Here is a 14971-nt window from a genome sequence, read left to right on the forward strand (position 1 = left end):
CGAAACATGCTAAACAAAGGGGTTATCTCATGATTATACAAGTGACGGACATGGGTGAGAAATTTCACCGATCCCTAGAACATATTATTCGTCTGTTTTTTGAAGAAATAAACGTTTATTTTGAACAGCGGACAGACGCCGATCTCGTCATTGAACTTAGCTTGGAAGGAGAGCGGGAGCTTCGCGCGTATGCGCGCTTGATAGAAACGCGAGGCGACCGCACATATGAAGCTACATATTGCAGAAGCGTTTCATGTGAGCAGACAGACAAGGAGTGGCGTAAGCAGGCCAAGCGGATCGTCAGCCATCCCCTGTTAGAAGTGCTCGAGAAGTATACGGGTATGGAGCAACCGTGGGGTATTCTTACAGGCATCCGCCCAACGAAGCTTCTGCATCGCAAAATGCAGCAGAAAATTCCGATGGAGCAGGCACACCAAGAACTACGGGAAGAGTATATGATTCGCAGCGAGAAGGTGGAGTTGATGCAGCAAATTATCGACCGCCAGCTTGCCATGGTACCTGATTTATATGATGTGCGCCATGAAGTAAGTCTGTACATCGGCATTCCTTTTTGTCCGACGAAATGTGCGTATTGTACATTCCCGGCGTATGCGATTAATGGGAAGCAGGGTTCTGTTGACTCCTTCCTTGGTGGCCTTCATCATGAAATGCGAGAGATTGGTCGTTGGCTGAAGGAGAATCGTATCGGCATTACGACCATTTATTTTGGCGGCGGCACACCTACGAGTATTACAGCCGAAGAAATGGATATGCTGTATGAAGAGATGTATACATCCTTCCCACATATGGATCGTGTGCGGGAGATTACAGTCGAAGCTGGACGTCCCGACACCATCACACCAGAGAAGCTGGCTGTGCTTACTAAGTGGAACATCGACCGGATCAGCATCAATCCGCAATCCTATATAGAAGAGACACTAAAAGCGATCGGACGTCATCATACCGTCCAGGAGACAATTGATAAGTTCCATCTGGCGCGTGAGGCTGGTATGAATAATATCAATATGGACTTAATCATAGGTCTGCCGGGAGAAGGGGTTGCAGAGTTTGATTACACGCTACGGGAAACAGAGAAGTTAATGCCTGAATCCGTAACGGTGCATACCTTATCCTTTAAGCGTGCATCAGAGATGACGCGCAACAAGGACAAATATCGTGTAGCTACTCGTCAGGAGATTGAAGAGATGATGAAACGGGCGGAAGAATGGACGAAGGTGCAGGGATATGTACCGTATTATCTCTATCGTCAGAAGAATATTCTTGGCAACCTGGAGAACGTCGGATACGCTAAGCCGGGACAGGAAAGTCTCTACAACATTATGATTATGGAAGAGGTGCAGTCGATTATTGGGCTTGGCTGCGGTGCCGCAAGCAAGTGGGTCCATCCTGTTACGGGCAACATCTCGCGCTTTGCTAATCCGAAAGAACCAAAAGCATATAATGATAACTATAAGCACTACACCCAAGCTAAAATTGATACGCTACAGGAGCTTTTCTCAGCACAGAAGCTATAGGATGAGAAACTGAGCAGAGTTTTTGCACCTTTAATGTAATCTCTTGACATTCTTTGTCGAAACCAGTACTATTAAAAACAATTGCGACAAATGAAAAGCGATCTGATGAAGGGAACAAAGTAGTCAGGAAGTACTGCGTACAGAGAGGAATGCCACAGGCTGGAAGCATTCTCGACGGCTCTTGATGAAAGACAACCCGGAAGACCGGTGGAAACACACGGCGTATTCTCCACGTTACGGAGCTTATGAGTGGGATACTTATATCCAATTAGGGTGGTACCACGGGAATTGCGAACCAATCTCTCGTCCCTGACAACTGTGTCAGTGGCGGGAGATTTTTTAATTGTATAGACTCCCGCTTTGCGGATGGAGTTTTGAAACTACTCTCACATATTAGGAGGCCCGAACATGATCCAAGTTCCACGAGGGACAGCTGATGTTCTGCCCGGCGAGATTGAGCTGTGGCAGTATATTGAGGACAAGGCGCGCGATATCTGCCGCCGCTATAATTATTTAGAGATCCGCACACCGATTTTTGAACATACGGAGCTGTTTCATCGCGGTGTTGGTGAGACAACGGATATTGTAGAGAAGGAGATGTATACGTTCGAAGACCGTGGCGGCCGAAGCATTACACTGCGTCCTGAAGGCACAGCTTCTACTGTACGCTCCTATGTTGAAAACAAAATGTTCGGCTTGCCGCAGCAGCCGACGAAGCTGTATTATATCGGACCGATGTTCCGCTATGAACGTCCGCAGGCTGGCCGGATGCGCCAGTTTACGCAGTTTGGCATCGAAGCGATCGGCAGCAACAGCCCGACGATTGATGCGGAGACCATCGCACTTGCGATGCGTTTCTATGAAGAGTTGGGATTGACTAATCTACATGTTGAGTTGAACAGCTTGGGTGATGCAGAAAGCCGTCAGGCACATAGGGATGCGCTTGTGAATCACTTTAAGCCGCACATTCATGAGTTCTGCTCCGATTGCCAATCGCGCCTAGAACGCAATCCGCTGCGTATTCTGGACTGTAAGAAGGATGCAGATAAGGAATTAATGAAGACTGCCCCTGTGATTCTTGATTATCTGAATGAAGAGTCAAGCACATTTTTTACAAAAGTGAAGAAGCATCTGGATGATCTGGGTATTGCCTATGAAGTGAATCCTAACCTCGTGCGTGGACTTGATTATTATACGCATACGGCATTTGAAATTATGGAGCGCGGGATTGGCGCTGTCAGTACGATTTGTGGCGGCGGACGCTATAATGGTCTCGTAAAAGAAATGGGCGGCAATGACATGCCGGGGATCGGATTTGCGATGAGCATTGAGCGTGTACTGCTGGCTTTGAAGACACAAGGGATCAAGCTTCCGATTGCACACGAACTGGATTGTTTTATTGTGGGTATGGGAGAAGACACGCAGGAGAGAGCGTTCCTGCTTCTTGATCAGCTCCGTCAGCAGGGGCTGGCGGCCGATCTTGATTTTCTGGGACGGAAAATGAAGGCACAGCTGAAGGCGGCCGATCGCCTGCAGGCAAAGACAGTGGCTATTATCGGTGAGGATGAACTGGCGCGCGGCATAGCGATGTTGAAAGACATGGAGACTGGAGAGCAGCAGGAAGTAGCATTTGAACAAGTAGCACAGCACATTCAAACAATCATTCAAAAAGACAAGTAAGGAAGGCAGGAGACGAGATGGAATTCCAACAACGTAGTGTATTTTGCGGCACACTCCGCAAATTTGACGTCGGCAGCGAGGTGACATTAAACGGTTGGGTGCAGAAGCGCCGGGACTTAGGAGGTGTTATCTTCGTTGACCTGCGTGACCGTACAGGCCTTGTACAGGTTGTATTCAACCCGGAGATTAATGGAGAGGCACATGCCATCGGCGATAAAGTGCGGACAGAATACGTAATCAGCGTCAAAGGAAAAGTAGTAGAGCGCGATGCGGAAACAATCAATCCAAATATGTTGACCGGTGAGATTGAAGTGCAGGTAAGTGAGATCGAGATCATTAACCAGGCCAAGACTCCGCCGTTCTTTATCGAAGATGACATTGATGTAGATGAGCAAGTGCGTTTGAAATACCGTTACTTAGACCTGCGCCGTCCTGAGATGTACCGTACAATGGAGTTGCGTCATAAGGTAACGAAGCTGTTCCGCGATTATTTAGATACCCGCAGCTTCCTTGAGATTGAGACACCGATGCTTACAAAGAGCACACCGGAAGGCGCGCGTGATTATTTGGTGCCAAGCCGTGTAAACCCGGGTGAGTTCTTTGCGCTTCCGCAATCCCCGCAGATCTTCAAACAGCTGTTGATGGTTGCCGGATATGAGCGCTACTTCCAAATTGTACGCTGCTTCCGTGATGAAGACCTGCGTGCGGATCGTCAGCCTGAATTTACACAGGTCGATATTGAGACCTCCTTCTTAAACATGGAAGAGCTGCTTGCCATGATGGAAGAAATGATGGCAAAAGTATGCAAAGAAGTGCTGAATGTAGAGGTTGAGACACCGTTCCAACGCTTAACATATGCGGATGCAATGAACCGCTATGGCTCGGATAAACCAGACCTGCGCTTTGGCATGGAGCTTGTAGATATCGGTGATGTTGCTGAGAGCTGCGGCTTCCAGGTATTTAACAGCATCATGAAAAAAGGCGGCCAGGTAAAAGGCATCAACGTAAAAGGCTGCGCGTATTATTCACGCAAAGATGTGGATGAACTGATGAAATTTGCGGGTCGTTACGGTGCAAAGGGTCTTGCGTGGATGGCATTTAAGGACGATGAAATTAAAGGTCCAATCGCTAAATTCTTTACGGAAGAAGAAATTGCAACCATTAAAGACCGCATGCAGGTACAAAATAACGACTTGTTGCTATTCGTAGCGGATAAGCCAAAAGTGGTAGCTGATTCGTTGGGTGCGCTGCGCTTGAAGTTCGGTAAGGAGCTTGGACTTATCGACGAAAGCAAATTTGCGTTCGCATGGGTAGTAGACTTCCCGCTGCTTGAGTGGGATGAGGATGCGAAGCGTTATGTAGCGCTGCATCATCCGTTTACCCGTCCGCGTCCGGAAGATGTGCATCTGTTTGATACCGATCCGGGCCAAATCCGTGCTCAGGCGTACGATATGGTGCTGAACGGATTTGAAATCGGTGGCGGCAGCATGCGTATTTATAAGCGTGATGTACAGGAGAAAATGTTTAAAGCACTTGGCTTCAGTCAGGAAGAAGCACAGGAAAAATTCGGTTTCCTGCTTGACGCATTCGAATACGGTACGCCTCCGCATGGCGGTATTGCATTTGGCCTAGACCGCATTATTATGATTCTTGCCGGTCGCAGCAGCCTGCGCGATACGATCGCCTTCCCGAAAACAGCCAGCGCGCGTGATATTATGACGAATGCGCCAAGTCCGGTGGATACGAAACAATTAGAAGAGCTATCGATTCGTACAGTGGTGGCCAAGAAAGCGGACGAGAAATAAGTAACTTGGTAATTATTAGTAAAATTTGGGTCGAATGTACCTCTTGAAATCGTTTTCAAAATTGTGTACTATAAAACCACGGTAAGTTTAAGAGCCCTGCGATGTACGTGAGAGACCGTTTGTTTTGTACCAACACTAACAAAACGGGAATTCGAGTCTCGCCGCGGCGCAGAAGCCGCCCTACCTAGAGCGGACCTGCAAAGTGTCGAGTAGAACTCCCACCTGCGCGAGCAGGTTCAAAACACTGGCATCACGGCATCCTCGGGGTTCTTACTCTTTCTTATTATGCAGAAGACATAAAGCCCACAGAACATTGTTTCTGTGGGCTTTTTTGGTGTGTACTGTGTAAAACAAGGACGCTCTTAGCTATTCTTGCTTTTTTCTGCGACTTCATAGAAAATTAATTGTTATGAAGGAAAATTTTAAAACGAAAAGGAGATTTCTATGCTTCACCAATTCTCACGTACGGAACTTGCGGTGGGCCGCGAGGGAATCGAACTGTTTAAGAACAGTACAGTCGCTGTGCTTGGCGTAGGCGGTGTCGGCTCATTCACTGTTGAATCACTGGCGCGGACAGGCGTCGGTAAACTCATACTGATTGATAAAGATGATGTGGATATTACGAATTGCAACCGTCAGCTGCCAGCTACGCTTGATACGGTCGGGCAGCAGAAGGTAGAAATTATGAAGCAGCGGATTGCAACCATCAATCCAGAGTGTGAAGTTGTCACGCTTAAGATGTTTTACAATGAAGAAACGTATGAACAGCTCTTTGAGCATAAGCTGGATTACGTGGCGGATGCGATGGATACGATTTCGGCAAAGCTCCATCTTATTCTGCAATGCCGTGAGCGGGGAATTCCTTTGATCAGCAGCATGGGTGCGGCTAATAAGCTCGATCCGACCCGTTTTCAAGTAGCGGATTTGTTCGATACATCATATGACCCGATCGCTAAAGTATTGCGCCGCGAATTGCGCAAGCAGGGCATTAAAAAAGGCATTAAAGTAGTGTATTCCACAGAAGCCCCTATCCTGGCGCGTGAAGAAGTGCTGCAGGAAGTTGTTCAGAATCCAGATTCACCGATTCGCAAAGCCACGCGTCCTCCGGCTAGCGTAGCATTTGTACCGTCGGTTGCTGGACTGATTATGACAAGCGTGATCGTGCGTGATATGCTGGATAAAGCGGGCATTGAAGTGGTGCGCGACGAATAAAAACAGTGCAAAAGAAAGTAAGGATACCGCATTAGTCGGTGTCCTTTACTTATGCTTATTCTTTTACTATAATTTAGTAGGATTTAGGAACTTGTACGGAAATAAGGAGGGGACGATAGATGGATTTGTTCTCCTACACACATGAAGAAGAAAAAGAGCGCGGGCAGAGTAAGCACCAGCCGTTGGCTGATCGGATGCGTCCGCGCACGCTCGATGAATTTGCTGGTCAGAAGCATATTCTTGGTCAAGGGAAGTTATTGCGCCGCGCGATTGAAGCGGATCGTATTTCTTCCTTACTATTCTACGGCCCACCGGGTACAGGAAAGACGACGCTTGCTAGGATCATTGCTCGTACGACGAAAACGCATTTTACCGACATCAATGCGGTGACAGCAGGAGTAGCTGATATAAGACGGGTAGTAGAAGAGGCGAAAGGCCGCCGTGATATGCATGATCAGGGAACAACGCTGTTCGTAGATGAGATTCACCGCTTTAATAAGTCACAGCAGGACGCATTGCTTCCTTATGTAGAAGATGGAACGATACGTCTGATTGGTGCCACGACTGAGAACCCATTCTTTGAAGTGAATGCGGCTCTTCTCTCTCGCTCTCAATTGTTCCAACTGCAGGCGTTAAGCGAGGAAGATCTGGTTGAAGTGGTGAATCGTGTACTGCAGGATAAGGAGCGGGGCTATGGTGAGCTTCCCATCGTTTTAGATGAGGAGGCAAGAAGCCACCTTATTCATTATGCGGAAGGGGACAGCCGCCGTCTGCTGAATGCATTGGAGCTTGCGGTTGCCACAACGCCGAGAAATAAAAAGGGTGAAGTGCATATTACGCTTGAGATAGCGGTCGACTCCATTCAGCGGCGAGCCGTTCGGTACGATAAAACAGGAGACAACCATTACGATACGGCTTCTGCCTATATTAAGTCGATCCGCGGGTCAGACCCGGATGCCGCGCTGTATTGGCTGGCGCGTATGATTGATGCTGGCGAAGATCCGCGCTTCATTGCCCGTCGTCTTATTATTTCCGCCTCCGAAGACATAGGAAACGGAGATCCACGTGCGCTGCAAGTAGCCGTGTCCGCTTTTCAAGCATTGGAGCTTGTCGGGATGCCGGAAGGACGCATTCCACTGGCACACGCTACCACCTATCTTGCTTCCGCGCCAAAGAGTAATGCGGCATATGTCGGTATAAATGAAGCGCTGCGCTATGTCCGGCAAAAAGGGCATGGATCTGTGCCTATGCATCTGCGTGATCAGAGCTATAAGGGAGCGGAAAAACTTGGACATGGTGAGGGATACCTCTATCCGCATAATTATCCGAATTCGTATGTGGAACAGGTGTATTTGCCAGAAGGTGTGAAGACTACCTTCTATGCTCCAAAAGAAATTGGGTACGAACGACATATGAAGGATTATTTGCAGACGATACGGAAAGAAAAGTAAAAAGGTGAGGGGATCTATGTGAAAATATCAACCAAAGGCCGCTACGGTCTGACGATTATGATGGAGCTGGCGAATCGGTACGGCGAGGGCCAGATGTCGCTTAAAGCGATTGCACAGAAGCATGATTTATCGGAACATTATCTAGAGCAGCTTGTAGCACCATTGCGTAATGCAGGACTCGTAAAAAGCATTCGCGGCGCATACGGCGGTTATATTTTGGCTCGTTTGCCTGAAGAGATTACAGCGGGTGATGTAATTCGCGTATTAGAAGGTCCGATCAGTCCGGTGGAGTTTGAAGAGGAAGAAGATCCTGCGAAGCGGGATTTGTGGATGCGTATTCGTGACAGCATTAGCGAAGTATTGGATTCGACTACATTACAGGATTTAATCTCGTATAAGGATGAAGGAAAACCTGATTCGTATATGTTTTACATTTAACACTTTATGAACGGCAAGGAGCAGAAAGATCATGCAGGAAATTTACTTAGATCACGCAGCGACAACACCCGTACATCCAGACGTATTGGAAGCGATGCTTCCGTATTATCGGGATGCGCATGGCAATCCTTCAAGCATGCATCGCTTCGGTCAGCGGACAAGGCATGTGGTAGATGATGCCCGGACAGTGATTGCCCGTGCCATTAATGCCGCACCGGGCGAAATTATTTTTACCAGCGGCGGTACAGAAGCGGATAATATGGCATTGATTGGTGTGATGGAGGCGAATAAGGAGAAGGGTAAGCACATCATTACAAGTCAGATTGAGCATCATGCTGTGCTGCATACATGTGAATATCTAGAAGCGCTTGGTTACGAAGTGACATATCTGCCCGTAGACGAGATGGGGCGAGTAGCTGTTGAAGATGTGGAGCAGGCTATTCGACCGGATACCGTTTTAATTAGCATCATGTTCGGCAATAACGAGGTAGGTACACTGCAGCGTGTCGGCAAAATTGGTAAGCTGGCTATGGAGCATCAGGTGTATTTCCATACAGACGCGGTGCAAGCATTTGGCATTGAAGAGATCGATGTGAAGCGTCTGCATATTGACTTATTGTCTGTATCGGCACACAAAATCAATGGACCAAAGGGAATAGGTGCGTTATACGTACGCCGTGGGATCAAAATTGCTTCCCGCATGCATGGGGGCAATCAGGAGAAAAAGCGCCGCGCCGGTACGGAGAATGTACCTGGTATCGCTGGATTTGCCCGTGCTGTTGAGATCGCTATGAAGACGCGCGAGGCGAGGCGGGCAGAGTATATGAAGCTGCGTACAGCCATGCTTCGTGTGTGGGATGAGCAGAAAATACAGTACGTACTAAACGGTCATCCTGAGTTTTATATGCCTCATATTCTTAATGTGAGCTTTCCGCAGATCAAGACGGATGCGATGCTGATGCATCTTGATCTTGTAGGGGTTGCAGGTGCGAGCGGGTCGGCATGCACCTCTGGCTCGCTTGAGATTTCGCATGTACTGACAGCGATGAATCTGCCGCAGGAGCGGCTCGTATCAGCCATTCGCTTCAGCTTCGGCTACGGAAATGATGAAGCGCAAGTACAGGAAGCGGCGGAGCGTATCGCCCACATTCTCACACGAAGTCAAGAATAGAATAACGAATCAGGAGGCAAGATGGGGACGTGTTCGCCATCTTGCCTCTTCTTTTTGCATCGTGTGTTGCAGGTGGATAAGCCGTTGGGTTTATCCGTAATTTTCTGCTGTCGGCGCTGATTTTCTGGTATAGTAAAAGAAAGTTCAACAGGGTTTAGGAAAAGGGGGCGTACGCTTGAGAAAAACAGCGGAAGAATATAATGACTTAGGATTACAGGAACTGGCACAGGGACATTTTGAGGAAGCACTCAAGTTGTTTGAGAAGGCGATTACAGAGGATAATACATATGCAGAGCCATACTGTAATGTTGGCAACATTCTAGCGGCGACCGGCCATGAAAATGATGCGGTGCAGTGGTTTTCCCGCGCGATTGACCTGGATTCCGGGCTCGCTTTGGCCTACTATGGAATGGGCAATTCCTATTTTAATATCGGAAATTATGAGTCTGCCCGCGTTTCGTTTGAAAAGGCGAAGGATAAAGGAATGAAGCATCATGATCTGGAGTTTATGATTGCGATGTCCTATATGCAGAGCGAAAAGCTGGAGAAGGCGATCGAGCATTTTGATGCGTGCTTGCAGGAAGAGCCCGGTGATGTGGAGGCGCATTTTAATAAAGGGATGTCCTATGCGCGTATGGGAAAAATTGAAGAAGCACAAGAAGTCTTTCTACAAACGCTTGAGCTTGAGCCGGAGCATGACGATGCGCTGTATAATCTCGGCGTCGCGTATGCCTTTTTAGAACAGATGGAGGAAGCCAAGCGGCAGTTCGAGAAAGCACTGGAGATTAATCCAGGCCATATTCTGGCACAGAATGCGCTGACTGAGATGAACAAGACGGAATAAGGGAAGGCTGGTATCATTCGTCTGCATAGCCGGAATGGTTTGCTCCATACTAGAAGGTATGGAAGGAGATGAGCGTCCATGCAACGGGTACGCGACGTCATTGGACTTCCCGTTATCGAACTGGAACAGGGCAATGAGGTGGGCTATGTCCAGGACCTTCTATTCGATGCGCAAAACAAACTGGTGGCTGTTCTGCTTGGAGAGCGCAGCTTTCTTAAGGACGGCCAATATGTGCCAGCAGAAGCAGTGCATGCAATTGGTACAGATTGTGTAGCGATAGCCGAACGGCAGGCCATTGTATATGCGTCATCTCTTCCCCCCGGATGGACAAGCATTCAGACAGGTGCCGCTCCGATTCAAGGTAAGACGTTTGTCACCTCAGAAGGTAAACAGTTGGGGTTTGTGGAAGATGTTTACTTTCAAGTGGAATCGGGCAAGATAGTAGGGTATGAGCTATCTAACGGATTGTTGTCGGACATTGTGGACGGCCGTACCATCGTTCATGGCACTGAACGTCTAAAAATGGGTGAAGATGCGGTCATTGTCTCCGTAGAGGAGTGAAGATGACCTCTCCGCTTACAGGGAGGAAGAAGCAATGACAAATTGCCTGAACTGCCAGTCAAAAGACATCGGTAAGATCGGTACCAATCAATATTATTGCTGGAACTGCTGCATTGAATTTACGGCTTCAGGAAATAAAGTATCCTCTGTCTTTCAGGTAGAAGAGGATGGAACGCTTCATTCACTGAACGATTTATTTTTTGACGATTGCCCACCGCCATTTGAGACCAATATGTAAGGAGATGGATGCGTGATGCGTTCGTTTTGGATAGGAGCAGTCATTATGGCTGCATTTGGTCTCGTTCGCATGATGCGGTCAAAACCAAGCCGTGCAGATCGAGCTGCTCGATTAGGCAGACGTGTATTTCGTACGATAGGCTTTACAGGTATGCAAAAGATCCCTACGCGCTATATAGTCGGATTTGGCAGTCGGATGCTGCGTCGTATGGCGCGTTAGAAAAGAATGGAACACATACAATAAGAATTGTCAGGCAGCCGCCGGGTGACCCGGTTGGCTGCCTTTTTGCTTTTTTATGATATTTTAAATGCGAGCGTCTCTTGGTGCGTTTTGGAGGCAAGCTGAGAGAGGGTGTCAATATTATAGGACATCTCTTCTATGGCTAGGCTTTGCTCCTGTACAGAAGCCGCAACTTCAGTCAGGCCGCCTGATGTTTCTTGGCTGACCGCAGCAATAAATCGAATGCGCTCATGTAGATTTTTGACTAAAGACTGAATTTCTTCCTGCATCGTATCGATTCTCTCCATCTCCTCTTTTGTTTGTTCGGTTTTGCTAACAATATTCTCAAGCGCATGTCCGCCTTGATGCACCATTGCGATCTGCTGCTGTACCTGTTCTACATTCATTTCCATGGACCGAACCGTTACGGCTGTCTCGCTCTGCACGTGTTCTACAAGACTAACGATTTCACTCGCTGCCTGTGCCGATTCCTCCGCAAGCTTGCGCACTTCATCTGCCACAACAGCAAATCCCCTGCCCTGTTGGCCTGCTCGGGCCGCTTCGATAGCAGCATTAAGTGCAAGCAGATTCGTTTGATCGGAGATAGCAGAGATGACGTGAACGATGCTACCGATTTCTTCGGAACGCTTCCCCAGCTTCTGCACAGTTTCTGTCGCGAAGATCACTGTTTGTGCAACAGTATCTAGATGGTGAATGGCTTTACTGACAGCTTCCATTCCTTCCTTGGCCGCTTGTCTTGTCTCTTTTGCTACAGTAAGCGCTTGTGAAGCGGCTGAGGTTGTTGCATCAACTTTTTGATGTGCTTCATTCATTTCTTGATGGACAAGCGAGAGGGTCCGTGCCTGCTCACCGATATTTTGTGTAATGTATTGAATTGTAGCGGCGACCTGGGAAGCGGCGGTTTCTGTCTCCTCCGCCTTAGCGGTGAGCTGTTCGGCAGTAGAAGACACTTCTTCAGCGGAACGCTGTGTTGTGCCGACCAGGCTGCGTAAATCCTCTGTCATTTGGTTAAAACCGTGCGCCAACTGACCGAGCTCGTCCTCCCGCTCTACGCGCACTCGCGTAGTTAAGTCTCCCTGTGCCGCCCGTTCAAAATTCTCCTGTACATGCTGAATAGGCCGTACGAGCGTACGCTTCATAAGAACAGAGAGAATGGTAATAAGAATAAGAAAAGAAATGCAAGAGATGCCAAGAATGACATAGCGAGTATGCCAGATCGCTGCGTAGGCTTCATCGCTTTCGATGGTGGCCGCAACAATCCATCCTGTTTGTTGAACAGGGTGAAAGGACATAAGCTTGTCCTTTCCATCAAAAGTATATTCCATCTGTCCTTTTTTTGTGTGCAGCATGGAGGCGCCGAACGGGTGATCCGTAATTTTCAGTGCGGCTATGTATTTTTTCACCGGATGGGCAAGAACCAATCCCTGTGCGTTGATAAGATAAGCATAACCGGTTTGTCCGATTTTTACCTGCGCGATATGTGTTCCGATAGCATCAAGCTTCATCGCAGCTACAAGCAGGCTCCTGCCCCCGTTAATTGGCTCTACCAGATAGAAGAGAGCTTTGCCGTCTTGATCAGTAAGAAGATCGCTAATCGTACTTTTGCCGGACTGAAGAGCAGCATCAAGCACCTGCTGTTCAGGAAATGTTTTCCCGATGAGATACCCGTTTGAGCCGGCGATGATTCTGCCGTTTGGAAGCGCTACATACACCGCTTCATATTCCGGTTGGTTGCGTGTGATGGAAGTTAAGAAGCGGCCGGCTTCAAATGCCTGATCAGGTCTTGTATCAATCGCTTTGACAATCGGAAATTGTGCCAGTTGGAATAAAGAGCGCTGCTTATCCGAAAGATCCTTGCTGACCAGAAGAGCCGCTTCAGCAGAAGCCTGATCCATGCTGCGCAGCGCAGCTTCTCGTAATGATCCGCTTACACTGCGGTCCACAAAAAAATAGAGGGTAGCAAACGCTCCGATAATTACTACCGTTAATAACAGCATCAGCCGTCTCTGAAGTGTCAGTTGTTTTCTCATATGTTCCCTGCTTTAGTACTCAAGGATCGAGGCGTTCATATTATATTCTTCTTCGCACGCTGTAATTGCAGATAAAACATCTGGATAGACGCGCAGTACGCGGTCAAGCTTGGAGTAGTGGAGCAATTTATACCAAGGAGCCGCACCTGCAACCAGCACACTTTCTTTATTTTCAGTGTGGCATTTCTTACTGAAAGAAAACAGGATGGCAAGCCCTGTACTGTCTATGCTTGTCAAGCGGGAGACATCGAGAATATAGCGGTCATGGTCTGCATGGATGTAGGAGAGTAGCTCCTTAGAGATCATGCGTGAATTTCCATAATGAATCTCGCCTGTAAGAGAGATGATTCGATAGCCCTGCTCATGTGTTATAAACATTTTCAATCCCCTTTTTTTTAGGAACTTGCGAACTAGTATGTTTTTATCATACAGATGGATTTTTGGAGAAATGTTAATAGATTATAAAATTTTGGTTAAAAAGGAAGGAAAATATCGAAAAAACAACGCCAGTTATCACCGCTTCCATAAATGCAATGTCTCTTTTCGCGCATACTACAACTACAAATGCTATAGCGAGCGGAAGTGAAGCAGATGGAGAAGATTACACGAACAAACTGGCTGTATTTTATGGTGGTTGTGCTGTTAGTGCTGTCGATTATATTTTTACTCGGCAAAGTAGGCGTCTTTTTTATTGGAGCTATTGAGATTATAAAAAAAGTACTGACACCGTTCTTTTTCGCGTTAATTATTGCGTATTTGCTAAACCCTGTGGTTACCTTTTTGACAGAGCGGCATTTTCCGCGTGGGCTGGCAGTGTTTCTAATCTACACGCTATTTTTTCTATTTCTCCTTTTCATCGTCATTAATGCGGGTCCGATTCTCATGCGAGAGTACAAAGAACTGTCAGACAAGTTCCCGGAGTTAATGGGTACATACAGAAGCTGGATCGGACAGATGCGCATTCAGCAGGCACGAACTCCCTTTTCGCTTCACGGGGGACTTTCGGCGAGCATTCAGCAGATGGAGTTGGCAATGACACAGTATGTGAATGGTTTGTTTACAGGCATGGATAGCTGGGTGGAGAAAATTCTGCTTGTATTATTGATTCCGTTCATTGTGTTTTATATGTTAAAGGACATGAAGCCAATGCAGAACGGTGCGCTGCTCCTTGTACCACACCAGCACCGTCCGACGGTACGGCGGATGCTGCATGACATTGATACAGCTCTTGGCCATTATGTGCGCTGTCAGTTGATCGTGTGTGGGGTGATCGGTACACTGGCTTATGCGGGGTATTTCTTTATTGGTTTACCTTACGCGATTGTTTTTGCCGCCTTTGTGGCGATTACAAATATTATTCCATACATCGGTCCTGTATTCGGTGCGGCTCCAGCTATTTTATTCGCCCTTACAATATCCTGGAAGGTTGCGCTCTATGCTTTAATTGTTAATGCGGTTATCCAAGTGCTTGAGAGCAATATTGTGGCCCCGTTCATTGTAGGGAAGTCCCTGCACATGCATCCGCTCTTGATTATTGTCTCTGTAATGATTGGAGGAGAGATTGCAGGAATCGTGGGTCTCATTCTTGCGGTTCCGCTTGTGGCAAGCCTTAAAGTAGTTTTGCAGCACATTATGATTCATACCGTAAGAAAAACAGAATGGCAGGATGAGGGTTAATTGACAGCGAAGATGGTGAATCTGTATAATAAATAATGCTGTAAACAATTCCATGATTGCTAATTCGTTGAAGGAATAAGTAGGTGGAT

Annotated in this window: 14 protein-coding genes, 1 other RNA gene and 1 other annotated feature; of the genes, 13 read left to right on the forward strand and 2 right to left on the reverse strand. The window is 47.5% G+C overall.

Translation table 11 applies throughout. The features are described 5' to 3' along the window. Positions 1-29 precede the first annotated feature (29 nt). The 12 genes from AB3351_RS12625 (at position 30) to AB3351_RS12680 (ending at position 11154) form a co-directional block, all read left to right on the forward strand. Positions 30-1535, forward strand: a complete 1506-nt coding sequence (locus AB3351_RS12625) for a coproporphyrinogen III oxidase (RefSeq protein WP_371147497.1) — start codon at positions 30-32, stop codon at positions 1533-1535. A 96-nt stretch (positions 1536-1631) separates the two neighbouring features. Then, positions 1632-1849: a binding site (T-box leader), on the forward strand. Between the two features lie 94 nt (positions 1850-1943). Continuing rightward, positions 1944-3215: a histidine--tRNA ligase gene (gene hisS, locus AB3351_RS12630; RefSeq protein ID WP_371147498.1), complete on the forward strand. Its 1272-nt coding sequence runs from the start codon at positions 1944-1946 to the stop codon at positions 3213-3215. Positions 3216-3232: 17 nt separating this feature from the next. Further along, positions 3233-5020 (forward strand): aspartate--tRNA ligase, encoded by a 1788-nt coding sequence (aspS, locus tag AB3351_RS12635; RefSeq protein WP_371147499.1) that lies wholly within the window; start codon positions 3233-3235, stop codon positions 5018-5020. A 90-nt stretch (positions 5021-5110) separates the two neighbouring features. Further along, positions 5111-5292: non-coding RNA, 6S RNA (gene ssrS, locus AB3351_RS12640), on the forward strand. Between the two features lie 172 nt (positions 5293-5464). Continuing rightward, positions 5465-6232: a tRNA threonylcarbamoyladenosine dehydratase gene (locus tag AB3351_RS12645; RefSeq protein ID WP_371147500.1), complete on the forward strand. Its 768-nt coding sequence runs from the start codon at positions 5465-5467 to the stop codon at positions 6230-6232. A 119-nt stretch (positions 6233-6351) separates the two neighbouring features. Next, the gene (locus tag AB3351_RS12650) at positions 6352-7683 is read left to right on the forward strand and encodes an AAA family ATPase (protein WP_371147501.1); all 1332 of its coding nucleotides are present in this window, start codon (positions 6352-6354) and stop codon (positions 7681-7683) included. 18 nt (positions 7684-7701) lie between these two features. Then, on the forward strand, positions 7702-8121 hold the full coding sequence (gene cymR, locus AB3351_RS12655) for a cysteine metabolism transcriptional regulator CymR (protein ID WP_206247271.1): 420 nt from the start codon (positions 7702-7704) through the stop codon (positions 8119-8121). Between the two features lie 31 nt (positions 8122-8152). After that, positions 8153-9292: a cysteine desulfurase family protein gene (locus AB3351_RS12660; protein ID WP_371147502.1), complete on the forward strand. Its 1140-nt coding sequence runs from the start codon at positions 8153-8155 to the stop codon at positions 9290-9292. A gap of 175 nt (positions 9293-9467) precedes the next feature. Further along, positions 9468-10136 carry a tetratricopeptide repeat protein gene (locus tag AB3351_RS12665; protein WP_371147503.1) on the forward strand — a complete coding sequence of 223 codons (669 nt, stop codon included), beginning with the start codon at positions 9468-9470 and terminating at the stop codon, positions 10134-10136. Between the two features lie 78 nt (positions 10137-10214). Beyond that, positions 10215-10697: a PRC-barrel domain-containing protein gene (locus AB3351_RS12670; protein WP_371147504.1), complete on the forward strand. Its 483-nt coding sequence runs from the start codon at positions 10215-10217 to the stop codon at positions 10695-10697. A gap of 34 nt (positions 10698-10731) precedes the next feature. Beyond that, positions 10732-10935 (forward strand): hypothetical protein, encoded by a 204-nt coding sequence (locus AB3351_RS12675; RefSeq protein ID WP_206247267.1) that lies wholly within the window; start codon positions 10732-10734, stop codon positions 10933-10935. 12 nt (positions 10936-10947) lie between these two features. Further along, the gene (locus AB3351_RS12680; RefSeq protein WP_371147505.1) at positions 10948-11154 is read left to right on the forward strand and encodes a hypothetical protein; all 207 of its coding nucleotides are present in this window, start codon (positions 10948-10950) and stop codon (positions 11152-11154) included. A gap of 74 nt (positions 11155-11228) precedes the next feature. Here the strand turns inward: AB3351_RS12680 and AB3351_RS12685 are convergent, their stop codons facing one another. Then, positions 11229-13205: a methyl-accepting chemotaxis protein gene (locus tag AB3351_RS12685; RefSeq protein ID WP_371147506.1), complete on the reverse strand. Its 1977-nt coding sequence runs from the start codon at positions 13203-13205 to the stop codon at positions 11229-11231. A gap of 12 nt (positions 13206-13217) precedes the next feature. After that, entirely contained in the window at positions 13218-13583 is a 366-nt protein-coding gene (locus AB3351_RS12690) for an STAS domain-containing protein (protein WP_371147507.1), read from the reverse strand. Positions 13584-13796: 213 nt separating this feature from the next. Between AB3351_RS12690 and AB3351_RS12695 the strand changes: the two genes are divergently transcribed. Beyond that, the gene (locus AB3351_RS12695; protein ID WP_371147508.1) at positions 13797-14882 is read left to right on the forward strand and encodes an AI-2E family transporter; all 1086 of its coding nucleotides are present in this window, start codon (positions 13797-13799) and stop codon (positions 14880-14882) included. Positions 14883-14971: the final 89 nt, after the last annotated feature.

The organism is Aneurinibacillus sp. REN35 (genome assembly GCF_041379945.2).
GTDB lineage: Bacteria > Bacillota > Bacilli > Aneurinibacillales > Aneurinibacillaceae > Aneurinibacillus.